The 23,285-nt window shown below is 68.5% G+C and carries 23 protein-coding genes; 5 read left to right on the top strand and 18 right to left on the bottom strand.

Features of this window, described 5'->3' with window-relative positions; translation table 11 throughout:
* The first annotated feature begins 118 nt into the window (after window positions 1-118).
* From kduI to LFM09_RS21960, 3 genes are read left to right on the top strand one after another with little or no spacing between them, the layout of a single operon-like run.
* On the top strand, window positions 119-946 hold the full coding sequence (gene kduI / locus LFM09_RS21970; RefSeq protein WP_414098399.1) for a 5-dehydro-4-deoxy-D-glucuronate isomerase: 828 nt from the start codon (window positions 119-121) through the stop codon (window positions 944-946).
* Window positions 943-1,668 (top strand): SDR family oxidoreductase, encoded by a 726-nt coding sequence (locus tag LFM09_RS21965; protein WP_414098398.1) that lies wholly within the window; start codon window positions 943-945, stop codon window positions 1,666-1,668. The genes kduI and LFM09_RS21965 overlap by 4 nt, the downstream gene beginning before the upstream one ends.
* Window positions 1,665-2,402 carry an IclR family transcriptional regulator gene (locus LFM09_RS21960; RefSeq protein ID WP_414098397.1) on the top strand — a complete coding sequence of 246 codons (738 nt, stop codon included), beginning with the start codon at window positions 1,665-1,667 and terminating at the stop codon, window positions 2,400-2,402. Before LFM09_RS21965 ends, LFM09_RS21960 begins: the two co-directional genes overlap by 4 nt.
* A 29-nt stretch (window positions 2,403-2,431) precedes the next feature.
* Here LFM09_RS21960 and LFM09_RS21955 read toward each other — a convergent pair whose 3' ends face one another.
* The 11 genes from LFM09_RS21955 to LFM09_RS21905 form a co-directional block, all read right to left on the bottom strand.
* A complete protein-coding gene (locus LFM09_RS21955; protein WP_414098396.1) occupies window positions 2,432-3,628 on the bottom strand; it encodes a DNA polymerase III subunit delta' in 1,197 nt (398 codons plus the stop codon).
* Window positions 3,629-3,652: 24 nt separating this feature from the next.
* Window positions 3,653-5,692: a bifunctional MFS transporter/dTMP kinase gene (locus tag LFM09_RS21950; RefSeq protein ID WP_414098395.1), complete on the bottom strand. Its 2,040-nt coding sequence runs from the start codon at window positions 5,690-5,692 to the stop codon at window positions 3,653-3,655.
* A 73-nt stretch (window positions 5,693-5,765) separates the two neighbouring features.
* Complete coding sequence (locus LFM09_RS21945; RefSeq protein ID WP_414098394.1) at window positions 5,766-6,170, bottom strand: hypothetical protein; 405 nt, start codon at window positions 6,168-6,170, stop codon at window positions 5,766-5,768.
* A gap of 26 nt (window positions 6,171-6,196) precedes the next feature.
* Window positions 6,197-8,965 (bottom strand): type I DNA topoisomerase, encoded by a 2,769-nt coding sequence (gene topA, locus LFM09_RS21940; RefSeq protein ID WP_414098393.1) that lies wholly within the window; start codon window positions 8,963-8,965, stop codon window positions 6,197-6,199.
* 129 nt (window positions 8,966-9,094) lie between these two features.
* Window positions 9,095-9,667: a hypothetical protein gene (locus LFM09_RS21935; RefSeq protein WP_414098392.1), complete on the bottom strand. Its 573-nt coding sequence runs from the start codon at window positions 9,665-9,667 to the stop codon at window positions 9,095-9,097.
* Window positions 9,668-9,718: 51 nt separating this feature from the next.
* The gene (locus tag LFM09_RS21930) at window positions 9,719-10,255 is read right to left on the bottom strand and encodes a hypothetical protein (RefSeq protein ID WP_414098391.1); all 537 of its coding nucleotides are present in this window, start codon (window positions 10,253-10,255) and stop codon (window positions 9,719-9,721) included.
* Window positions 10,256-10,259: 4 nt separating this feature from the next.
* Window positions 10,260-10,859, bottom strand: coding sequence for a hypothetical protein (locus LFM09_RS21925; RefSeq protein ID WP_414098390.1), 600 nt, complete (start codon window positions 10,857-10,859; stop codon window positions 10,260-10,262).
* Window positions 10,860-10,881: 22 nt separating this feature from the next.
* Entirely contained in the window at window positions 10,882-11,442 is a 561-nt protein-coding gene (locus LFM09_RS21920) for a hypothetical protein (RefSeq protein ID WP_414098389.1), read from the bottom strand.
* Window positions 11,443-11,524: 82 nt separating this feature from the next.
* Entirely contained in the window at window positions 11,525-12,094 is a 570-nt protein-coding gene (locus tag LFM09_RS21915; RefSeq protein ID WP_414098388.1) for a hypothetical protein, read from the bottom strand.
* A gap of 29 nt (window positions 12,095-12,123) precedes the next feature.
* Window positions 12,124-12,696 carry a hypothetical protein gene (locus tag LFM09_RS21910; RefSeq protein WP_414098387.1) on the bottom strand — a complete coding sequence of 191 codons (573 nt, stop codon included), beginning with the start codon at window positions 12,694-12,696 and terminating at the stop codon, window positions 12,124-12,126.
* 64 nt (window positions 12,697-12,760) lie between these two features.
* Entirely contained in the window at window positions 12,761-15,070 is a 2,310-nt protein-coding gene (locus tag LFM09_RS21905) for a sodium-translocating pyrophosphatase (protein ID WP_414098386.1), read from the bottom strand.
* Between the two features lie 215 nt (window positions 15,071-15,285).
* On the opposite strand from LFM09_RS21905, the gene LFM09_RS21900 reads away from it, so the two are divergent.
* Complete coding sequence (locus LFM09_RS21900; RefSeq protein WP_414098385.1) at window positions 15,286-17,583, top strand: DEAD/DEAH box helicase; 2,298 nt, start codon at window positions 15,286-15,288, stop codon at window positions 17,581-17,583.
* Window positions 17,584-17,796: 213 nt separating this feature from the next.
* Window positions 17,797-18,564 (top strand): aminoglycoside adenylyltransferase domain-containing protein, encoded by a 768-nt coding sequence (locus tag LFM09_RS21895; RefSeq protein WP_414098384.1) that lies wholly within the window; start codon window positions 17,797-17,799, stop codon window positions 18,562-18,564.
* Window positions 18,565-19,122: 558 nt separating this feature from the next.
* Here LFM09_RS21895 and LFM09_RS21890 read toward each other — a convergent pair.
* The 7 genes from LFM09_RS21890 to LFM09_RS21860 form a co-directional block, all read right to left on the bottom strand.
* The gene (locus tag LFM09_RS21890) at window positions 19,123-19,743 is read right to left on the bottom strand and encodes a bifunctional DNA primase/polymerase (RefSeq protein ID WP_414098383.1); all 621 of its coding nucleotides are present in this window, start codon (window positions 19,741-19,743) and stop codon (window positions 19,123-19,125) included.
* A gap of 197 nt (window positions 19,744-19,940) precedes the next feature.
* The gene (locus LFM09_RS21885; RefSeq protein ID WP_414098382.1) at window positions 19,941-20,366 is read right to left on the bottom strand and encodes an Rv3654c family TadE-like protein; all 426 of its coding nucleotides are present in this window, start codon (window positions 20,364-20,366) and stop codon (window positions 19,941-19,943) included.
* Window positions 20,363-20,662: a TadE family type IV pilus minor pilin gene (locus LFM09_RS21880; RefSeq protein WP_414098381.1), complete on the bottom strand. Its 300-nt coding sequence runs from the start codon at window positions 20,660-20,662 to the stop codon at window positions 20,363-20,365. The genes LFM09_RS21885 and LFM09_RS21880 overlap by 4 nt, the downstream gene beginning before the upstream one ends.
* A 10-nt stretch (window positions 20,663-20,672) precedes the next feature.
* Complete coding sequence (locus LFM09_RS21875) at window positions 20,673-20,834, bottom strand: DUF4244 domain-containing protein (RefSeq protein WP_414098380.1); 162 nt, start codon at window positions 20,832-20,834, stop codon at window positions 20,673-20,675.
* A gap of 14 nt (window positions 20,835-20,848) precedes the next feature.
* Window positions 20,849-21,373 (bottom strand): type II secretion system F family protein, encoded by a 525-nt coding sequence (locus tag LFM09_RS21870; RefSeq protein WP_414098379.1) that lies wholly within the window; start codon window positions 21,371-21,373, stop codon window positions 20,849-20,851.
* Window positions 21,370-22,044, bottom strand: a complete 675-nt coding sequence (locus LFM09_RS21865; RefSeq protein ID WP_414098378.1) for a type II secretion system F family protein — start codon at window positions 22,042-22,044, stop codon at window positions 21,370-21,372. Before LFM09_RS21865 ends, LFM09_RS21870 begins: the two co-directional genes overlap by 4 nt.
* Window positions 22,045-22,133: 89 nt before the next feature.
* Window positions 22,134-23,243: a TadA family conjugal transfer-associated ATPase gene (locus tag LFM09_RS21860; RefSeq protein WP_414098377.1), complete on the bottom strand. Its 1,110-nt coding sequence runs from the start codon at window positions 23,241-23,243 to the stop codon at window positions 22,134-22,136.
* Window positions 23,244-23,285: the final 42 nt, after the last annotated feature.

Below are 23,285 nucleotides of genomic sequence, written 5' to 3'. Positions count from 1 at the left end.
TGAACACGTCTCCGGCGGCATGGAGACGCAAGGCTTGTTCCAGTCCACGGAACGTAGTTCCATGTTGGTTCGGCGCACATCGTGTCACTCCGCCGCCCCGATCGGAAGGCATCCTCAGATGCAAATCAGGCACTCGACCCATCCGGCGCAGTTGCCGGGCTTCGACACGGACGGGCTGCGGCAGCACTACCTCGTGGACGACCTCTTCGCACCGGGCGAACTCCGCACCGTCTACACGCACGAGGACCGCATCGTCCTCGGCGGAGCAACGCCGGCACCGGGCAAGCCGCTCAAACTGGAAAGCGCTTCCCCACTCCGCTCCACGTACTTCCTCGAACGACGCGAGCTGGCCGTCCTGGCGATCCGCGGGACCGGAACCATCACCGTGGACGGAACCGAGCACGAACTCGGCACGCGCGACTGCCTCTACATCGGCCAGGGCGCCGAGAACGTCGAGTTCCACGCGTCCGACGACGACACCCGCTTCTACCTCTTCTCCACGCCCGCACACGCCTCGTTCCCCACCGCTGTGGCCCGTTTCGACGAGGTCGACGTGCTGGCCACGGGCTCCCCGGAGACCGCGAACGTCCGCGAGATCCGCAAGTTCGTCCACGCCGACGGCATCCGCTCTTCCCAGCTGGTCCTGGGCGTGACCTCGCTGGCCCCAGGCAGCGTCTGGAACACCATGCCGCCCCACACCCACGACCGCCGCACCGAGTGCTACCTCTACTTCGACCTGCCGGAGGACCACCGCGTGGTCCACCTCTGCGGCGAACCCCAGAACACCCGCAACATCGTGGTGCGCAACGAAGAAGCCGTGATCTCCCCGTCCTGGTCCGTCCACAGTGGAGCAGGAACGCACAACTACACCTTCGTCTGGGCCATGGGCGGCGAGAACCAGGCCTACGACGACATGGACCCCGTAGCCGTAACGGAGCTCCGGTGACCTTCTCTCTAGACGGCAAGACCGCCCTGGTAACCGGCGCACGCACAGGCATCGGCCGTGCCCTCGCCCGCGGCCTCCACGAAGCAGGCGCGTCGTTGATCCTGGTCGGCCGTGGCGACCTGTCCGACGTGGCTCCGGCGGTGGCCACCGTGTCGATCGACCTCTCGGACCCGGCGTCGATCGAGCCCGCACTGGCACCGGTGCTGCGCGATCACCAGGTGGACGTGCTGGTCAACAACGCCGGCACGATCCACCGAGGCGCCGCCGTAGACGTCTCCCTGTCGGACTGGCAGCGCATCATGGCCGTGAACCTGGACTCGGCGTTCGAGATCTCGAAGCTCTGCGGCCGCCAGATGGTGGCGCGAGGCAGCGGCAAGGTCGTGAACATCGCGTCCCTGCTGTCCTTTCAGGGCGGAATCCTCGTCTCCGCCTACACAGCCTCAAAGCACGCCCTCGTCGGCATGACCAAACTCCTCGCCAACGAGTGGGCGGCGTCAAACGTCCAGGTCAACGCCATAGCCCCCGGCTACATCGAAACCAACAACACCGCACCCCTGCGCGCCGACCCCGACCGCGAACCAGCAATCCGAGCCCGAATCCCAGCAGGCCGCTGGGGAACCCCGGAAGATCTGGTGGGCCCAGCGGTGTTCCTTTCGTCCACGGCGTCCGATTATGTGACCGGACACGTCCTGGTGGTCGATGGAGGCTGGCTGGCGAGATGACAGATACCGCCGTCGAAAAAACGCTCGCCGTGCTGGAGGCCCTGGCCGACCACACGCGCATCACCGACATAGCGCGGGTCACCGGCCTGCCCAAGTCCACGGTCCACCGCCTGCTCCAAACCATGGTGGACCGAGGCTTCGCCACCCCGAGCACCGACGGCTACCTCACCGGTCCGCGCGTGCTCGCGCTGGCCGGCAAGGTGTTGCGGCCCATGGACACGGTGGAGCGAGCCCGGCCGTTCCTGCGCTCCCTGCAGGAATCCACGGGGTGCACCGTGCACCTGGCCGTGCTCTTCGGCGACGAACTGGTCTACGTGGACAAGATCGAGGCCAACAAGCCCTACCGAATGGCGTCCCGGCTGGGCATGTCCCTGCCCGCACACGGAACCGCCATCGGCAAGGCCGTACTGGCCTCGCTCTCCACCTCAGAACTGGACGCGTTCGTGAGACGGGCCGGGCTCCCGGGCCGAACGCCGCAGACGATCACCTCGACATCTCGCCTGAAAGCGCAGCTGTCGCGGGTGCGCCGATCACGGTTCGCGCTGGACGACGAGGAGAACGAGGTGGGCGTCCGCTGCGTCGGTGCGGCCGTGCGCGATCACGCCGGAGTGGTGATCGGCGGGCTCTCGGCGTCCTCACTGGCGATGGAGCACTCGTTGTCGGAGTTGATCGCGCTGGGACCGCGGGTGGTGCAGGCGGCGGACGAGGTGTCAACGGCGCTCGGCTGGGTGTGAGCGGCCGGGCTCCACGCCTCACCACAGGGTCAGCCCCGGTGCAGCGTCGTCACCATCGCCTCGATCGCGATGCGCGGCTTCACGTTGACCTCGATGGCCTCCCGACAAGCCAACACCGCCTCCAACCGCCGCAAGATCGACTCAGAAGACCACTGAGCAGCCGCAGTCCGAGAATCCCCGGCCCGATCCGGATGCATCAACGCCGCCTCAGACCCGGTCTTGGTCACCAGCGCGTCCCGGTAGAACCCGGCCAGGTCCACCAGAGCCATGTCCAACGAGTCACGCTGCGTCCGGGTAGCACGCGACTTCTGCCGCTTCTCCAGATCTTTCAACGCCCCTTTAGCCCCGCGAGAAGCAGCAGCCGTCCCCTTACCGGTGCCACCCGCCCCCATCGCGGTCTCCAGCGCCTCCCGCTCAGCCTCATTACGAGCCTCATTGGCAGTAGAAGCATCATCCTCAGCGGCTTTGATCAGCTCATCAGCACACGTGAAGACATCCGCGGGCCGACGCAACGCAAGCGGAATCCGCAACACGGCCTCCCGCCGAGCCCGAACCAGCTCATCCACAGCCAACCGCCGAGCCCGCCCAACATGCCCACCACAAACCGAAGCGGCCCACTGAGCCATCTCAGGAGCAACCCCGTCAACGGCTTCCAACGCAGACGCAATGGCCGAAGGCCGAGGCGACCCCAACGAAACCAACCGACACCGAGACCGAATGGTCACCGACACGTCGTCAGGATGATCAGAAGGCGCGCACAGCAGGAACACAGTCCGCTCCGGAGGCTCCTCAACAGCCTTCAACAGAGCGTTGGCAGCCCCCTCGGTCAACCTGTCCGCATCCTCGATGATCACCACCTGCCACCGCCCGGAAGTGGGCCGACGAGCAGAGATCTGGACCAACGACCGCATCTCGGCAACCGAGATCGACAACCCCTCAGGCGCCACGACCCGAACATCGGCATGGGTACCGTGCAAGGTCGTCCGGCACCCGCCGCACTCGCCGCACCCAGGCCGATCATCAGTCACAACACACTGCAAGGCAGCAGCAAATGCACGAGCGGTGGAAGACCGGCCAGACCCGGGCGGCCCGGTGAACAGCCAGGCGTGCGTCATGACGCCAGGCGCAGGCGTTCCACCGGCAACGATCATGGCACCAGCTTCAGCAGCCGCGGACAGCGTGGAAACCGCGTCCGGCTGCCCGACCACCTCGTCCCACACGCTCATGGCGAGCAGTCTTCCAGCGAACGGTCAGACCGCGGCTTCGGGGACCACCGCGCGCCGGCGACCCACGAGCAACGGCAGCACCGCGCCACGCACCCGTTCGGCCACCGCGTCGGCATCACCGTCGGCCTCGACCACGATGTACCGGTCAGGGTCGGCCGCTGCCATCTCGCTCAGCAGCCGTTGCACCCGCCAGTGGTGCTCGAGCGCGATCGACTTGCCGTCGACAACCGGCCGGTCCAGCAGAACGGTCAGGTCAGGCCGCAACCGCCCGGTGGCCCAGTCGACGAGCCCTTCGAGCTCCTGGTGCTCCAACGTCGAAGTCGCGGTGAAGTGCGCCAGCGGTGAGTCGACGTAGCGCTCCATCACCACGATGGAACCCTCGTCCAGAGCGGGTCGCACCTGCCGTTCCACGACATCAGCCCGCACAGCAGCAGCCACGAGTGCCTGCGCGCGCACGCCGGCAAGGTCGGCGGAGGACAGCATCGTGCGCAGTACGCGTTCGTCGTGCTCGGGGTCTGCGGCCAGCAGGACGTCCAGCCCCTCGGCGCGCAACGTCGCGGCCAGGCGGCGGGCCTGCACCGACGTGTCCTCGCGGGTGTCGCCTTCGACGGCGATCAGCATGCCCTTGGTGTGGCGACGGCCGCGGATGGCCGCGAACAGCGACGACAGCACCGGCTCCTCGCGGCGGTCGTCCATCTGCCGGTACGCGACCAGGCCGAGCACGATGGCGATCGCGGCGCCGCCGAGCATCACCGGGCGGGTCGCGTCGACCTCCATCGGGTGGCCGAAGACGCTGACCGTCCGCTTCTGCAGCAGGGCTACGAGCAGAGGCGCACCGGCTGACGCGCCGAACAGGACGATCTTGAGCAACGACTGGATCAGCGCCACCGTGCGGCCGCGCATCTCGTCCTCGACCTGCGAGCCCACGATGGTCAGGCCGGTCAGGAACGCCACGCCGGCGCACGTGCCGACCAGCGCCACCGTCAGCAGCGCGATCCACAGGTGCGGGGCCAGCGCGACCAGCACCAGCGTGATGCCGGCGCCGACGATCGTGACGCCGAACAGCCGGTTGTAGGCGAGCCGCCGGGCCAGCCGGGGTGCCGTGGCCATACCGATCGCCAGACCGACGAACACGGCCACGAACAGCAGTCCGAACGTCGAGGCGCCGCCGAGCAGCGACTGCGCGTAGAGCTTCGCCGTCGCGATCACGACACCGGCCGCGGCGAACGCGCCGATCATGCCGATCACCAGGCCGCGGACCAGCGGCGTCGCGGCGGCGAACCGGATGCCGTCGCGGAACATCGCGACGAAGCCCGGCTTGTCGGCGTCGACTTCCTTCTTCTTCGGCGCGACGCGGCCGGACAGCTCCGGCAGGCGGGTCGCGATCAGGATCGCGGAGGTGAAGTACAGCAGGCCGTTGATGATCACCGCGATGGTCGCGATGTTGAACTCGAGGTTCCCGCCCTGCAGGTTCAGGTAGGCGGGGATGCCCGCGATCAGCGAGTACAGGCCGAAGCCGCTGATCGTGGAGATGCCGTAGGTCATCACCAGGCCGAGCTGGTTCGCCGACTCCACCTGGTCGGGGCGGCGCAGCAGGTTCGGGACCGCCGACTCCTTGGCCGGGATCCACAGCATCGCGCAGCAGCCGACCAGGAAGTTCGCCGCGAAGAGCCAGATGGGCGACCCGATCAGCGCGATCGAGATGAACAACGACCCGCGCAGGACGTCGCAGACCACCATCACCTTGCGGCGGTCGAACTTGTCCGCGAGCACGCCACCGATGGGCGCGAACAGGATGCCCGGCAGCAGCTGGGTCAGCACGACCAGCGACAGCGCGAACGACTGCCACTGGTAGCTGTTCATCATCTCGGAGACCAGACCGGTCAGCGCGAGCAGTGACAGCCAGTCACCGACGCTGCACAGATAGGTGACGAGCCACAGCCGGCGGAACGGCCGGATGGCCAGCACCGAGCGCAGCCGGTGGACCGTGGACACGCTGGACTGGGCCTGCCCCGACTGGCCTGCCTCGGTCACTCCTGTGTCCGCGTCCTGAATCTCAGTCACCCCAAATTCGGCCTGCTCCGTGCGATCAGCGTAACCGGAGGAGGTGACCCAGGATGCCGGACTCTCAGCACGGCTAGCTGAAGATCGCTCCGAGAATGCTGATCACGACCAGCACGAAGAACCCGATCACGACCAGACAGCCGATGAACGCGGCGATGCCGTTCGACTGTTTGGCGGGCTGTTGTTGTTGCACCGCAGGCATTTGCTGGCCGGGCACGAACTGCTGCTGCTGGGGCGCCCGCTGCCGCCGACCTCGTGGCCGGCGTTGTTCCTGCTCCATCGCGGTCCAGATCGCCTGCCGCATCTCCTCGGTCGGCGTCGGCGGTGTAGGCACCGACACACGTGACGAGGAGTACCCGGACGTCCACTGAGGAGCGATCGGGGTGTCGGCTGCCACCAGCCCGGCCAGCGGGTCGGGGAACAGCCGGGGAGGCGGCGGGGCCTGGGTCCCGTCCGGACCGAACTCGGACTTCGGCACCGCCACCTCCTACCGGGAAGCGAGAATCAGCTCTTCGACTTGGCCGGAGCCTTCTTGGCCGCCGGCTTCTTCGCCGCCGCGGGCTTCTTGGCCGGGGCCTTCTTCTTGACCGGTCCCTTGGCGCGCTTCTCGGCCAGCAACTCGGCCGCGCGCTCGTCGGTGATGGTCTCCACGCTGTCCGACTTGCGCAGCGACGCGTTCGCCTCGCCGTCGGTGACGTACGGGCCGAAGCGGCCCTCCTTGATCACCATCGGCTTGCCGGACACCGGGTCGTTGCCGAGCTCGCGCAACGGCGGCGCGGCGGCTGCCCGGCCGCGCTTCTTCGGCTCGGCGTAGATCTTCAGCGCCTCTTCGAGCGTGACGGTGAAGATCTGCGACTCGTCGACCAGCGACCGCGAGTCCGTGCCCTTCTTCAGGTACGGGCCGTAGCGGCCGTTCTGCGCGGTGATCTCGGCGCCCGTCTCCGGGTCCTTGCCCACCACGCGCGGCAGCGAGAGCAGCTTGAGCGCGTCTTCCAGCGTCACCGTGTCCAGCGACATCGACTTGAACAACGAGCCGGTGCGCGGCTTCGGGGCCTTCGCCTTCGACGGAGCGGCCCCGTTCTCGGCCGCCTCCGGCAGCACCTCGGTCACGTACGGACCGAAGCGGCCTTCCTTGGCGACGATCTCGTTGCCCGAGACCGGGTCGGTGCCCAGGGACCGGCCTTCCTGCGGCGTCGAGAACAGCTTCTCGGCGATCTCCGCGGTCAGCTCGTCCGGCGCCAGGTCGTCCTGCAGGTTCGCGCGCTGAGCGGCACCGTCGACCTCGCGCTCCAGGTACGGCCCGAACCGGCCGACCCGGACCACGACCGTGCGGCCCTCGGAGTCGCTGAACAGCGGGATCGAGTTGACCTCACGCGGGTCGATGTCCTCGACACCGGTGCCGACCAGCTTCTTCAGGCCACCGGAGCGGCCGATCGAGCCGTCGGGGCCGATCGAGCCGCCGAAGTAGAACCCGGACAGCCACGTGGTGCGCTGCTGACGACCGGCGGCGATGCCGTCGAGCTCGTCCTCCAGCGCGGCGGTGAAGTCGTAGTCGACGAGCCGGCCGAAGTGGCCCTCCAGCAGGCCGACCACGGCGAACGCCACCCACGACGGGACCAGCGCGGCGCCCTTCTTCCACACGTAGCCGCGGTCCTGGATGGTGCTGATGATCGACGAGTAGGTGGACGGACGGCCGATGCCGAGCTCCTCCATCGTCTTGATCAGCGACGGCTCGGTGAAGCGCGAGGGCGGCGAGGTGGTGTGACCGTCCGCGGACAGCTCCGCGATCGTCAGGTCCTGGTCCTTGACCAGCTGGGGCAGGCGCGACTCGGCGTCGTCCGACTCGCCACCGGCCTCGGCGTCGACCGTCTCGACGTAGGCCTTGAGGAAGCCGGCGAACGTGATGGTGCGACCCGACGCGGCGAACGTGGCCTCCTGGCCCGTCGTCGCCTTGCCCACGATCCGCACGCTGGTCGTGTTGCCCCGCGCGTCGGCCATCTGGGAGGCGATCGTGCGCTGCCAGACCATCTCGTAGAGCTTGAACTCGTCGGCGTCGAGCTCGGCGGCCACCTGACCGGGCGTGCGGAAGACCTCTCCCGCCGGCCTGATCGCCTCGTGGGCCTCCTGCGCGTTCTTGACCTTGCGCGTGTACTGGCGCGGCTCCTTGGCGACGTACTGGGCGCCGTAGAGGTCAGTCGCCTGCGTGCGGGCCGCGTTGATCGCGGTCTCCGACAGCGTGGTGCTGTCGGTACGCATGTATGTGATGTAGCCGTTCTCGTACAGCTTCTGGGCCGTGCGCATCGTGCGGTCCGCGGAGAACCGCAGCTTGCGACCGGCCTCCTGCTGCAGCGTCGAGGTCATGAACGGCGCGTACGGCTTGCGGCTGTACGGCTTCTCCTCGACCGAGGCGACCTTGACCGGCGCGTTCTGCAGCCCGGCCGCCAGTGCGCGGGCCTGCGCCTCGTCCAGCACGGTGACGTCGGACTTGCCGGTGAGCTTGCCGTCCGAACCGAAGTCGCGGCCCGTCGCGAGCCTGGTGCCGTCGACGGCCACGAGACGCGCGCCGAACTGACGCGGCGTGGCTTGTGCACCGGCATCCATCTGCGCGGAGATGTCCCAGTAGCTCGCGGAGACGAACTTCATCCGCTCACGTTCGCGCTCCACGACCAGACGCGTCGCCACGGACTGCACGCGGCCAGCCGAGAGCTTCGGCATGACCTTCTTCCACAGCACCGGGCTGACCTCGTAGCCGTAGAGGCGGTCGAGGATGCGGCGGGTCTCCTGGGCGTCGACCAGGTCCTGGTCGAGGTCACGCGGATTGGCGGCGGCCGCCTGGATCGCGGACTCGGTGATCTCGTGGAACACCATCCGGCGAACCGGGACCTTGGGCTTGAGCGTCTCCAGCAGGTGCCACGCGATGGCCTCGCCCTCGCGGTCACCGTCTGTCGCGAGGTAGAGCTCGTCGACGTCCTTCAACGCTTCCTTGAGCTCGGTGACCAGCGACTTCTTGTCGGCGGAGACCACGTACAGGGGTTCGAAGTCGTGGTCGACGTCCACGCCGAGCCTGGCCCAGGCCTGGCCCTTGAACTTCGCGGGAACGTCGGCGGCACCGCGCGGCAGGTCCCGGATGTGTCCCCTGGAGGACTCCACGACGAAGTTGGCGCCGAGGTATGAGGCGATCTTGCGCGCCTTCGTGGGCGACTCGACGATCACCAGTCGTCGGGTGTTACCCCCGCCTCCGCTGCTCTTTCTCGTCCGTGTCGATCCAGCCACTCGCCGTCCCGCTCTCTTCCAAACCCGGTTCCCAGGCCCGCCAGTGTTGCCCAGCGTCGGCCGAAAAGCACACCATCCGCGACGCCTGTACGACGAGACAGAGTGACACAACCTTGCCGGACCGCCCGCTCAGGCCGCCGGCCAGGTGCTGCACGCCACCCCGTGCGGAGGGCTTCCGACCAGCTCAGCGAGCCGTGCCAGCCGTCGTCGGCCGGTTACCCGCAACGCCGGAGCCCCTACCAGGGTGCACGGAAGTCCGGATGCGAGCAGGGCATTTTGCAACGGCAGGTGTGTCTGTGGTGCGTTGGGGTCCAAACCGAGCAGGTACGCCGACTCCATCCAGCTGCCCGCGGCCAGCGCCCAGACCCTCAGCACTGCGCCGTTCAGCTCGAAGTCGTTCGGAACCTTTTTGACAGATCCGTCCAGCCAGCGGGCGGCCAGAGGGGTGAGATCGGTGCGGAACGGTGTGCGGACGAACCGCGTGCCCTCCTCGTTGACGCACAGCTCGGACGTGACGCCGCGCTCGCTGCAGGCCTGCTTGAGCGGCCCGTGACGCCAGTCGTCGCGCAGCTCGACGTACACGCGGGCCGCCGTGCCGCGTGCGAAGCTGACGGCCTGCCCCGGCCCGCAGAGGAAGCCGGCGAGGTCCGCCTTGGCCGGCGTGCGCGCCTCGGCCGAGAAGAAGGACAGCTGCCCAACCACGGCCCACAGAGTAGAACAGACGTTCGACTGTGGCCAGTGGGACTCGTGTGACTAGCTCTCGGCCTTGAGCCCGCGGCAGGGCTCGGACTTGCCCATCGCGGCCGCGTACTTCGGCGACTTCTCCAGCGCGTCGAACGTCGCCCGCAGGTCTTCCGGGCTCGTGACCTGCGAAGTGTCCTGGAGCGCCTTCTCCGCGTTCTCCCAGAACTGGGCGTTCGGCTCCAGCGCCTTCACCGGCGCCTCCGCGGCGACGTAGGACCTGGCCGACTCGCCGGCGTACTTCACCAGCCGTTCGTGGACGGCCTTCAGCTCGTCCGACGGCGGGCCCAGCTCCTTCAGCTTCTCCTCCGCGTCCGCGAACGCCGTCGCGTTGGCGGTGATCAGCTTCAGATACGACGCCTTGACCGCGGCCGGGTCGGCGGGGTTCTGCGCCCGCAGCTCCTGACCGGCGCGCATGCCGGGCAGCACGCCGCCGCAGAACACGTCGACCCAGCGGCCCTGCGCGTCGGTGAGCGGCTTCTCCTCGTCGGAGGCGCAGCCGCTCAGCGCCAGCGTGGCCAGGACAGCTGCGATCAGGCGTGCTTTCACAACGTCATTTTCCCCCGGACTGTTTGGCCAGACCCTGCCAGTCCGCGCAGACCTTGCTCGCGCGGAACGCCTCGGCGTACTTCGGGGTCTCCACGATCTGCTTGAACATGAGCGCCGTGTTCTCGCGCGCACTGCTCTGGCTGGAGGCCATGACCTGCTCGTACCGCTCCGGGAACTTGTCGTCGGCCGTCAGCGCCCGCAACCGCTGTGCCGCGTCCTCGAAGCCCTCCGCCGATCCGCGCAGCGACTTGATCATTCGCTCGTGAGGGTTCCGCACGTCCGAGCCCATCGGGCCGAGCTTCTCCAGGTCGTCCGCGATCTTGCGTTCCGACGTCGCGGCCGTCGTCGCCCAGAGCACGACGGCCTCCTTCACTGCTGCCATGCCCTGCGGGACCTTGCTCTGGATGTCGTGTCGCGCGAGCTCCGCAACGCCCATCGGACCGCAGTACGCCTCGAACCACGCCGTCGGGTCGGCGCCGGGCGGCTCCGAGGTCGTGGTGGGCGTGCTGACGACGGTCGGCATGGGCGCTGCCACCTGCTGGGAGCACGCGCCGAGCGGCACGGCGCAGGAGAGGGCCAGCCAGGCGATCGATCTTGTTCTCACTTGTTTCCCCAGGTCAGATCAACTAGTTCGTCGGCGGATTCGCCAAGGTCCTGTCGCGTATCTCGACGCACTTGGGCGCGTTCTGGAGCGCGTCGATGTACGCCGGGTTCACCGCGAACGCCTTGACGATGTCCTGCGTCCGCTCGATCGTCGACAGATCGGTCAGGCTCGCCACCATCTTCTCGACGTTCGCGTGAAACTCGGCGTCCGGCTCGATCGCACGCAAGCGCGCCTCGTACCTGGTGGCGTGGTCCGCCAGGTCCCTGACGAACTGCACCAGGTTCTTGTGCGCTTCCACGGCATCCGGTCCGGGCGGGCCCAGCCCGTCCAGCTGCCGCGCGGACTCTGAGTACGCCTCGGCGGCCGCGGCCTGCACCTTGAGCAGCGACTCCTTGTAGCCCGCGGGGTCAGCCAGGTTCTGCGGATCCATCTCCCGCCCCGCCATGTTCGCTCTGAGCGTGCCGTTGCAGTACACGTTCGCCCACGCGATCGGGTCGGCGTAGATCGTCGCCGCCGGTGTGGACGGCCCTGTGCAGGACGCGAGAGCGAGCACGGCGGCGACAACCGACAGACGTGCGTTCATGCCGTTCCCCCCAGAAACGCCGAACCGGATCGCGCGAACAGTACTCGTTCGGGTGATCCGGTTCGACGGTTCTGAGCTGGCGTTATGAAGTCGGAGCGGAAGACGTGGTGAGCTCCAGCTTCTTGCAGTTCTCCGCCTTCGCCGCGGCCGTCTTGAGCCCGGCCTCGTCGAACTTCTTCTGCACGTCGGCACCGTGCTGGTCCAGCGCGGCGGCCTTGGCCGCCATCTCGGTGAAGGCCGTGACGACCTGGGTCGGGTCGGTCGCCGAGTCCAGCTTCGTCTTGGTGTCCGACAGCAGGGTCTTGATCTGTCCCATGCCGTCCTGAGCGGTGGTGGCCAGCTCCTTCGCCTTCGGGTGCGGGCCGTTCTCCAGCGCCTTGAGGTCCGCGATCGACTTGTCGACCGCGGTGACCTTCGTGCCGAGCCACTCGGACAGGCCGGTCTGGAGCTTCGACGGATCGCTCATGTCGATGTTCGGCTCGTCGGACATGGCGTCGACGGTGCCGTTGACGGCTCCGCAGACCTTGTCCATCCAGGCGACGACGTCGGCCTCGCTGCCGGTGGTCGGCGTCGAGGACGTGGGGGTGCCTCCGGTGCTGCACGCGGTGAGCGCGAGCAGACCGGTCAGGAGCGCGATGACTGTGCGACGCATGGCGCGGAAGCTACTCCGAACGGCCGCGCTCAGCTCGTCGGCGCGACGTTGAGGCGCTGCATCTCCTGGCACTTCGGCGCCGTCTGCGTGGCCTTCTGCAGCTCGGGAACGGCCTTGAGGTCGCGCAGGGGGTCGGCCAGCTCGGAGAGCTTGGCGATGGCCTCTCCGGCGGCCTGGAGGCCTCCGGTGGCGTTGTTCGGGTCGGCCTGCTCCACCTTGACCTTGGCGTCGGCGAAGACAGCACCCAGAGAGGTGAACGTCTCGGCCATCTTGTTGACGGCCTCCTCGCCACCCGCGACGGGCGACGGGCCGACGTTCTTGAGGCCGTCCGCGGACTTGGCGAAGGCGTCGGCGAGCTGGCCCATGTAGGCGGCCATCTCGGCCTTGAGCTTGGCGGGGTCGCCGGCGTCGAGCTTCGGGGAGGTCTTGTCGATCTTCGCGAACTCGGACGCGGAACCGCACACCTTGTCCATGTAGGCGACGGCCTCGGGGGTGGCCGCGCCGCTGGTCGGCGTCGATGAAGTGCCGGAGTTGCCGCCGGTGGTGCACCCGGCCAGCGCAAGGGCGGCAACAGCGGCAGTGGCGACGAGGCTGCGCCTCATGTCGTAACTCCTCGGTCGGGGTACGTCGGGGGGAGACCCGAACGTACCCCGACCAGAGGTGGAACTACGCGGCGCCGTTGCTCACGGTCTCCGCGGGCGTGTCCGCGATCGCGGTACCGCGACGCTTCGACACGACGACCGCACCGACGATGATCAGGGCCGCGACCACCGCGATCGCGATCCGGATCGGGTCGGACGCGTTGTCACCGATGGAGAAGGTGACGATGGCCGGGGCGATCAGCACCGAGACCAGGTTCATGACCTTGATCAGCGGGTTGATGGCCGGGCCGGCGGTGTCCTTGAACGGGTCGCCGACCGTGTCGCCGATGACCGTGGCGGCGTGGGCGTCGGAGCCCTTGCCACCGTGGTTGCCGTCCTCGACCAGCTTCTTGGCGTTGTCCCAGGCACCACCGGAGTTGGCCAGGAAGACCGCCATCAGCGTGCCGGTCGCGATCGCACCGGCGAGGTACCCGGCCAGCGGGCCGACGCCGAGGCCGAAGCCGACGGCGACCGGGGCGAGCACGGCCATCAGACCAGGAGTCGCCAGCTCACGCAGCGAGTCCCTGGTGCAGATGTCGACGACCTTGCCGTACTCCGGCTTCACCGAGTAGTCCATGATGCCGGGGTTGTCGCGGAACTGACGGCGCACCTCGAACACGATGGCACCGGCGGCGCGCGTCACGGCGTTGACCGCGAGGCCCGAGAACATGAAGACGACGGCCGCACCGATGGCGACACCGACGAGCACGTTCGGGCTGAACACCACGTTGCTGAACGACACGGGCAGGTCGCCCGCGACGTTGCCGACCTTGACCAGTGCCTGCGTGATCGCGTCCTGGTAGGAGCCGAACAGCGCCGTCGCGGCGAGCACGGCCGTCGCGATCGCGATGCCCTTGGTGATGGCCTTGGTGGTGTTGCCCACCGCGTCGAGCTCGGTGAGGATCTGCGCGCCCTCGCCGTGCACGTCACCGGACATCTCGGCGATGCCCTGCGCGTTGTCGGAGACCGGGCCGAAGGTGTCCATCGCGACGATGACGCCGACGGTCGTGAGCAGACCACAACCGGCCAGCGCGATCGCGAACAGCGCGACGACGACCGAACCCGAGAGCAGGAACGCGCCGTACACGGCGGCACCGATGACCAGCGCGGTGTAGACGGCCGACTCGAAACCGACCGAGATACCGGACAGGATCACCGTGGCAGCACCGGTCAGCGAGGTCTTGCCGACCTCCTGCACCGGCTTGTGGTCGGTGCCGGTGTAGTAGCCGGTCAGCCACAGGATGACGCCGGCCAGCACGATGCCGATGATCACCGCGACGGCCGCGATCAGCTGCGGGTTGCCGCTCGTGGCCTTGATCGCGTCGCTGACGCCCCTGAGGTTCGCGAAGGAGCTCGGCAGGTACGAGAAGGCGGCGATCGTGCACAGCACCGCGGAGATGACCGCGGAGATGTAGAAGGAGCGGTTGATGGCCGTGAGGCCGCTCTCGCCCACCTTCGCCTTCGTCGTGTACACGCCGATGATCGCGGTCAGCACACCGATCGCGGGGACGATCAGCGGGAACAGCAGGCCCTGCACACCGAACGCGACGGTGCCGAGGATCAGCGACGCCACCAGGGTGACGGCGTAGGACTCGAAGAGGTCCGCGGCCATGCCGGCGCAGTCACCGACGTTGTCGCCCACGTTGTCCGCGATGGTGGCGGCGTTGCGGGGGTCGTCCTCGGGGATGTTCTGCTCGACCTTGCCGACCAGGTCGGCGCCGACGTCGGCGGCCTTGGTGAAGATGCCGCCACCGACACGCATGAACATCGCGAGCAGCGCGGCACCGAAACCGAAGCCCTCCAGGACCTTCGGGGCCTGACCCGTGTACACGAACACGACCAGCGCGGCGCCGAAGAGGCCGAGACCGACCGTGGTCATACCGACCACACCACCGGTGCGGAACGCGATGCGCGTCGCCTTTTCGCGACCGCCTTCTTCGTTCGCGGCGGCGGCGACACGCACGTTGGCGCGCGTGGACAACCACATGCCCAGGTAGCCGATAGTCGCCGAGAACGCGGCACCGACGATGAAGAACAAAGATCGGCCGATTCGTTCGGCCAAATCATCCGCCGGTAGCGCGAACAGCAGTACGAACACGATCACGACAAAGATGCCGAGCGTGCGGAACTGCCTGTTGAGGTAGGCCGCTGCGCCCTCCTGAACCGCCTTGGCGATGTCCTGCATCTTGGGGGTGCCCTGGCCTGCGGCCAGCACCTCCTTGAGCAGCACGTACCCGACGGCGAGAGCAGCCAGGGCGACCACGGCGACCACGGCTACGACGCCGCGATCACCCCCGGAGAGCTCGAGGCTCTCCGCGAGGAAATGCCGGGACATCCGTCCTCCTGGTGAGTTGCCATGTGCAGCGCCAAGGCAGTCCAGCCGCCCAGCGCGACGTGACGCATCCCTCATTGGATGCGATGAGCGGGGAGTCTAGGGGGTGGTTGCAACGAGGCAACGAACTGTCCCGATCCGTGCACACACCGTTATCTGCGCAGGAAGTCGAGTACGCCCCAGCCGGAAGTGTCGGTGCCGTGTGCGAAGCTCGGCTAGTGGTGGATCAGGGACGGCGGTTGCTGGACCGCGTGCTGGCGGGAGTGCCCGCTGGTGAGCTACCTCTCACACACGCACGCGATCTGCCGTTGCGGCAGGCAGATCACGTGGACTGGCCGTCGTGGGCCGCTCCCGCGGTGGTCGCCGCGTTCGCCGAAACCGGAGTGCGCGAACCCTGGCGGCACCAGGTCGAGGCGGCTTCCCTTGCGTGGTCTGGATCACACGTCGTGCTCGCGACGGGCACCGCGTCGGGCAAGTCACTTGCCTACCAACTGCCCGTGCTTTCCACTCTTTTGGCGGACACGAAGGCCACTGCTCTGTACCTGTCACCGACCAAAGCCCTTGGGGCGGACCAGCTCCGCGCGCTCGACGAGCTCGGGATCAAAGGTGTGCGCGCGGCGGCCTACGACGGTGACACCCCGATGGCCGAACGCGACTGGGTCAAGGCGCACGCGAACTGGGTCTTCACCAACCCGGACATGCTGCACCGCGGAATCCTGCCGCAGCACCCGAAATGGCTGCGGTTCTTCCGCCGGCTGAAGTACGTGGTGATCGACGAGTGCCATTCCTATCGCGGCGTTTTCGGGTCGCACGTGGCGTTGTTGATGCGGCGGCTGCGCCGGGTCGCGCGCAAATACGGCGCGGACCCGATCTTCGTTCTGGCATCGGCCACTGTGGCTGATCCTTCTGCTTCCGCTCAGCGATTGCTCGGCGTTCCGGTTTCCGCTGTCGTGGACGACTTCTCGCCGCGCGCCTCGCGGACGGTCGCGCTGTGGGAGCCGCCGCTGACCTCACTGGAGGGTGAGAACGGCGCTCCCGTGCGGCGTTCGGCCGGTGCCGAGACGTCGCGGATCCTCGCCGATCTCGTCGTCGAGGGCGCACGTTCGCTCGCGTTCGTGCGCTCACGTCGTGGCGCGGAGCTGACCGCGCTGGGCACCCAGCGAATCCTGTCCGAAGTGGACAGTGAGCTGCCCGGTCGCGTGGCCGCCTACCGGGGCGGGTTCCTGCCGGAGGAGCGGCGGGCGCTGGAGAAGTCCCTGTCCACGGGCGATCTGCTGGGTGTGGCGACGACGAACGCGCTGGAGCTGGGCGTCGACATCGCGGGGCTGGACGCGGTGGTGGTGGCCGGATTCCCCGGCACGTTGGCGTCGTTCTGGCAGCAGGCGGGGCGTGCGGGCCGTTCTGGCGCCAGCGCTCTCGTGGTGTTCGTCGCGCGCGACGACCCGTTGGACACGTACCTGGTGCACAACCCGGCCGCGGTGCTCGACAGGCCGGTCGAGGCGACCGTGCTGGATCCGTTGAACCCCTATGTATTAGGTCCACAGCTGGCGTGCGCCGCGGCCGAGATGCCGTTGACCCCGGCCTGCCTGGACGACTTCGGCGGTCCGCTGGCGGAGACCGTGCTGGCCGAACTGGTGGAGGAGAAGCTGCTGCGGCGCAGGCCCGCGGGCTGGTACTGGGCGTCGCACGACCGTCCGCACGCCGGGGTCGACATCCGCGGTTCTGGCGGCGAGCAGGTGGCCGTCGTCGAGGTGGACTCCGGCCGGATGCTCGGCACCGTCGACCCCGGCTCCGCCTGCTGGCAGGTGCATCCCGGTGCCGTGTACCTGCATCAGGGGCGCGCGTACGTGGTCGACGAGCTCGACCTGGAGAGCGGCCTGGCGATGGTGCACCGCGAGGACCCGGAGTGGACGACGCAGCCGCGTGACTGCGTGGACATCACGGTGGTGCGCGAGATCGAACGCCTCAACTTCGGCGGCGTGTCGATGTGTCTGGGCGAGGTCGAGGTGACCACGCAGGTCGTCGGCTACCTCCGGCGGCTGCCGTCCGGCGTCGTGCTCGACCAGATCCCGCTCGACCTGCCGGAGCAGCGGCTGCAGACCCGTGCCGTCTGGTACACGGTCGACGAGTCGCTGCTGGTCGCCGCAGGTGTTGATGGCAAACGGATCCCCGGCGCCCTGCACGCCGCCGAGCACGCGGCGATCGGCCTGCTGCCGCTCTTCGCGACGTGCGACAGGTGGGACATCGGCGGCGTCTCGACCGCCGCGCACCCGGACACCGGGATGCCGACGGTGTTCGTGCACGACGGCCATCCCGGCGGCGCGGGCTTCGCGGACAGGGGCTTCGAGGCGCTGCGGGCGTGGCTGTCGGCGACGCGGTCGGCGATCAGCTCCTGCACGTGCCCGATGGGGTGCCCGTCGTGCGTGCAGTCGCCCAAGTGCGGCAACGGCAACGAACCGCTGGACAAGGCCGGTGCCGTGCTGGTGCTCGACGTGGTGCTGGGCAAAATCGCCTGACCGGTGTCAGACCGCCCGGCTACCGTGGTGGTGTGAACGCATGCAGCTGCAACGCCACTGACCGGACCCGTCGCGCCTAGCGCGGCTTGAGCCGGATGCCCGCTGCGCCCACGCGCGGCCGGCCTGACCGCCCCGACGCGCCTCGGCGCAGGGGTGTCGCGTGCTCCGCCGCGCCCGTTTCCCCTTCTGGCCACGGGTTCATTGGAGTCTGGTTTGTTCACGCCCTTTTCTGATCTGAACGCGCTGCTCGCCGACCTCGTCTCGTCGGTCCGCGAGATCCTCGGCCCGACCTACGTGGGCACCTACGTCCAGGGCTCGTTCGCCCTCGGCGCCGGAGACATCCACAGCGACTGCGACTTCATCGTCGCCTGCACCGAGTTGCCGTCCGACGACCGCGAAGCCGCGTTGCGCGTCCTGCACGACGAGATCCCCACTCGCCCAGGCCACTGGTCGACGGAGATCGAGGGTTCGTACGCCGACGTGGAGTCCCTGCGCTCGGTGGCGGGCCTCGGGGTTCCGTGGCTGTTCAACGACCACGGCACCCGGACGCTGGTCTGGGACACCCACTGCAACAGCCCGCACGCCCGCTGGATCCTGCGCCACCACGGCATCGTGCTGGACGGCCCGCCGATCACCTCGCTGGTCGACGAGGTGCCTGATTCGGTTCTGCGCTCGTCGATGCGTGCTGAGCTGCCGCACGTGTTGGAGGGCATCAAGACCTGGGCACCGATGGGCAACGCCTGGACGCAGCGCTACATCGTCTCGACCTACTGCCGGACGCTCTACACGATCCACACGGGAGAGGTGGAGTCGAAGCGCGGCGCCCTTCAGTGGGCAATGAAAATGCTCGATCAGCGGTGGCACCCGCTGATCGAGCAGGTCTTGGCGGACCGGGACCTCGGCTGGGACGCCGACGCTGCACCTCGTCCGGGAAGCATGGAGCAGACCGAGGCTTTCGCGGCCTACTGCGAAAGCCTGTGAGTTCGTGAGGGCGCCAAGCGCCCGAACTCTCGGGGTCTGCGGGGTCGTCCCCGCAACAGGCACGGCGTCCGACCCGGCAAGCGCGTAGCGCGAGCAGGGTCAGCCCGAGGACGCTGGGCGCGCGCCGCGGCTCACGGGTACCGCGGCGCGCGCTCTCCACGTGCCGAACACTGTGTTCCCGCCTGCTACCGCTTCACGACCGGATCCCGTGGAACATCGGCGGAATCTGGTTGTTCGTCTCAACAGGACACGCGGGAGGCGACGGTGTCGACTGTCTTGCGACGAACTCCGGGGAGGAGCCGGCTTCACCGACCGCGGCAGAGCGGGTTGCCCTGCCACTAACGTTCCTCGGTCCGGTCGTTACTTGCGGGAGGCTGTCCTTCGGGGTGCGTGTTCGGCTTTTCGCCCGTTCCTCCGTGGCCCCCGAAGTGCGGGGTACGAGGGCCGATCATCGGATCGGGCTGGGGTTGGAACGGCCGCGCAGGGCATCGCCTTCGGGGTTGTCGGGGAGAGTCCACGACGACACCCAGCGCGGCCGGGCTCTTCGATTTAGTTGTGTCAGACGGCTTCGAGCTGGAGCACGGCCGGGGTGTGCAGCGCCTCGACGAGGGCGTCCTGCACGACGTGCGCGTCCGGCAGGTTCCAGCCGCAGATCGACGGCTTGACCCTCCAGTGCACGACGCCGTGCGCCATCGGCGTGGGCGGCAACGGGATGTACTCACCCTGGCCGTAGAGGTGCACGTCCGCGTTGTTGGCCAGCTCGGCGTTGAGCTTCGAGCCGGACTTCACCAGGAACATCCACCGGCCGGACGGGGTCGCGGCGATCGGCACGGGAACACCGATCGACCGCAGTGCAACGGCCGCGCGGCGGCCGAGGTCGGTGCCGACCTCGATCGCGTCCACCACGTGGCCGGTGGCGACGAGAAGGCTGTAGGAGCGACCGGTCCACCAGGTGGCGACCTGGTCGGGCCGCGTACCGATGCGGTCGACCCAGTCGCGGTGCACGGGGATGGGACCGTGGAGCTCGAGCCCGCTGCGGCCCGCCCACTGGGTGACGCCCTGCTCCGAACCGGCCGGATACGTGCCGGGCAGTACGGGCCAACCGCGGTACGCGAGGCTGACCGCCTCGGCACGCAGTTCGATGCGGAAGGCCCCGCGCCAGCTATCCGACCAATCCATCTTCCGTCGCCTTCTTCCTCAGGTCTGTCTCGACATCTACGTGGTGTCGGTCTTCGTAGGACACCGCGTCGGTGCCGCTACTACAACTAACGACACCGGCCCTGGGCTTGGTAACCCCCGTCGCGACAACTGGTAGCTACGAGACGGCGAACGCCCTTTGCCAGAACGAGCCACTGAACTGCCCGCGTTTAGTTCGATCACCGTTCAGCATGTCCCGGCGGCGGTGTGAGTCCGCTCACCGCGGGCGAACGACCGCTCGTCGCGCTCCAAACGCTTCGATCTTCGGCCGGACCTGCTCTCGCCCGTGCGCTCACCGGGCCGAACGGCGTAATCGCCGACACCTCCACAACCACCTCCCACTCGCTCACCGCGCAGGCCGCCAGGTCCGTTCTGTTGGCCAGTGCCACCCGTTTCGCCTGCTCACAAGCACTTTCGTCACCTTCCACGACGTGCGCCGCAGCAGCCAGCGCCGCCAAATCGGCCGCACCGGTCACCCGATGCCGCACGACGACCGCCGCCCCGATCCGCGCACCGCCCACCGCGAGCGTGATCAGCAGCAACATCGCCACGACACCGCTCACCGCAGCCGAACCTCGCTCGCAACCAGGCGCTTCACCGTTCATCGCGGCTCCGCGACGGCGAACGCCTGCGCGCTGAGCGACAGCCCCAACGGCCCCCGCATCCTCACGACGACCCTGATGGCGTCACCTTCAGCGTGGAAGTTGACTGTCGCTCCGGGCGCGATCTGCCCAGCCGCCGCCTCACCGCGCGACCGTTCACCGCGCGCAGCAAGTCGCGCGGCCTCCCGCGCCGCATCCGTGCACCGCACCTGCTCGACGACTGCCGCCACCCCACCGGCCGCCAACACCATGACGACGAGCAGCGCGGACACCGCGACGGCCGCCTCGACGGTGACCATGCCCCGGTCATCAGACCGAAGACAGCGCACGCTGTATCAGCCCTTGCAACAGGTTCTCGACGAAGTCACTGGTCACCAGCGCGTACAACACCCCGGCCAGCGCGGCCACGGCCAACACGCCCAGCGAGTACTCGACCGTGCTCATGCCGCTCTCGTCCTTCAGCAGTTCCATCTCATCTCGCCTCTCTAGTTGAGGAATTGGTCAGCCAGCCCCAGCACCACCGGCGCAACGCCGAGGCACAGGAACGCCGGCAGAAAACACAGCGCGAGCGGCGCCGCCACCGCGACCGCGGCCCGTTGCGCCTTGGCCTCGGCCTGGTCCACGGCCTCAGCCCTGGTTCTGTCCGCAAGCTCAGCGGTCTGCCGGGCAAGCGCCGCCCCAGACCGCGCAGTCCTGCGCGCGGCCCTCGCGAGCACAGCGGTCGCGGGCTGTTCCAGCGCAGGTGCCCACGCCGTGACCGGATCAGCGCCGAGCCGGAGGAGTTCGGCGACCTGGCTCAGCTCCCTGATGCCGACTGCCTGGATCGCCGTCGGCACCGGCAACCCGGCCGTGAGGCAGGCGGCCAGCAGATCCCACGCCGCAGCCCGGTCGAACTCGGTTCTCGGCTTCTGTTCTTCGGGCGGCTCATGCGCCCTGGGCCGGAGCCGGTCGATCGCTCTCATCGGCATCGGCGCGACGAGCACCGCCAACGCCAGCAACAGGAACGTCACGGCTGCACCTCGGTGATCCTCTTCGTCCACCACAACCCAGCCGCCAGGAACACCGCGCCCAGCACGATCAGCACCTGCCCGGCCGTCGTGTTCAACAGGACTTCGAGCGGCCTCGCCCCGCTGAGCTCGCCCAGCAACACCCCGAACACCGGCAACCCGGCCAACACCGCCGCACTCGCTCGCGGCCCAGCCATCCGCGCGTGCACCTGCCGTTGGAACGCGGCCCGCTGATCAAGATCGCGCCTGGTCGCGTCCAGGACATCCGCCAACGCCACGCCGTGCTTGGCCGACACGTGCCACGCCTTGGCCAGCTGATCGACAGCCGACTCCAGCAGCGGCTGCCTCAGGTCTTTGAGCGTCCGCTCCACGTCGCCGCCCAACCGCGACGTCGCCGCCGCTGCCTTCAACACCTCTGCGGCCGGTGCCGGTGTGTCCTGCGCAGCTCCTTCGGCAGCCACGGCCGGGTGCGCGCCCGCTCGCAGCTCGTCGACCACGCCGCCGAGGCCGTTGCTGAGCGCTTCGGTCGCTTGCCTCAGCGCTTTGTTCCGCCTGCCCTGCTTGACGATGTGGTAGATCACCGCCGTGAGGACCGCTCCGGCGATCAGTCCGCCCAGACCTGCCACCAGGTAGGTGGTTGCTGCTACTGCTGTTAGCCAGACCCATTGCGGCACAATCACTTCCCGCTTGCCTTTGGGTCTGAGCCGGCGGATTGGTTTGATCTGTGGCCACACCAGCAGTGCTGCAGCTATCAGCAGAAGACTCAGCACAGCTCCCCCTCCCAGCCGCGCTCCCGCGTCCAAACAGGACGAACTTCCAGCGCTGTTGCCGTTCTGGTGAACGCTCCGATCCCGGCCAGGTGTCGCGCACCGTCGTCAGCGCGTCGCATGTGGAGCACCAGCCGCACCGCCGCAGCCACCTGACTCCTGAGGGCCGGCGCGTCGAGCCCGGCGAGCGCCCCCAACGCTTCCAACCGCGCGGGGACCTCGGCCGGCGAGTTGGCGTGCAACGTCCCGGCACCACCTTCGTGCCCGGTGTTCAACGAGGTGAGAAGTTCACGAACCTCAGCCCCTCGCACCTCACCGACAACGATCCGGTCGGGCCGCATCCGCAGCGCCTCCCGCACCAGCGACCGCACGGTGATCTCGCCGGCCCCTTCAACGTTCGCCGGCCGCGCCACGAGCCGAACGAACTGCGGGTGGTCCGGGTGCAGCTCGCCGGCGTCCTCGACGCACACGATCCGTTCGGTGGGCGGCACGCATCCCAAGAGCGCCGACAACAACGACGTCTTGCCCGATCCGGTGCCGCCGATCACCAGGAACGCCAGCCGTTTCCGGACGATCGTGGTCAGCGCGTCCGCCATCTCGGCGTCGAACGTGCCGAGTTCTTGGAGTGCTTTCAGATCGTGCGTCGCGGGGCGGAGTACCCGGAGTGACAGGCAGGTGCCGTCCGCGATCGGTGGCAGCACCGCGTGCATGCGGACTCCGCTGCCCGGCAACCAGCCGTCGACACAGGGACTCGCGTCGTCGAGGCGCCGGCCCGCGGCCACCGCCAGCCGTTGGGCGAGGCGGCGGACCGCGTCCTCGTCGGGGAAGGTGATGCCGGTGCGGCGCAGGCCTGCCGTGCCGTCTACCCACACCTGATCCGGGGCGGTGACCAGGACGTCGGTGGTGCCTGGATCGGCTAGCAGCGGGTCCAGCGGGCCGGTGCCGCTGAATTCCTGGCGCAGGACCTGGAGGGCGTCGAGGACGTCAGCGTCGGCAAGTACACCTCCGGCTTCGGAGCGGACCGCGTCGGCGACCACGGCTGCGGTCATCTCGATGTCCGCGCCTGCCAGGCGGTGACGCACTCGGTCGATGAGTGCAGCGGTCATGTCTCGCTCCATAAGCTTGTTGATGTTCAGGACGGGATGTTC

The sequence above is a fragment of the Lentzea alba genome, from assembly GCF_047445655.1.
GTDB classification, from domain to species: Bacteria; Actinomycetota; Actinomycetes; order Mycobacteriales; family Pseudonocardiaceae; genus Lentzea; species Lentzea alba_A.
The sequence above is the reverse complement of the archived record's forward strand: the minus strand, read 5'-3'. Positions and strand labels throughout refer to the sequence as shown.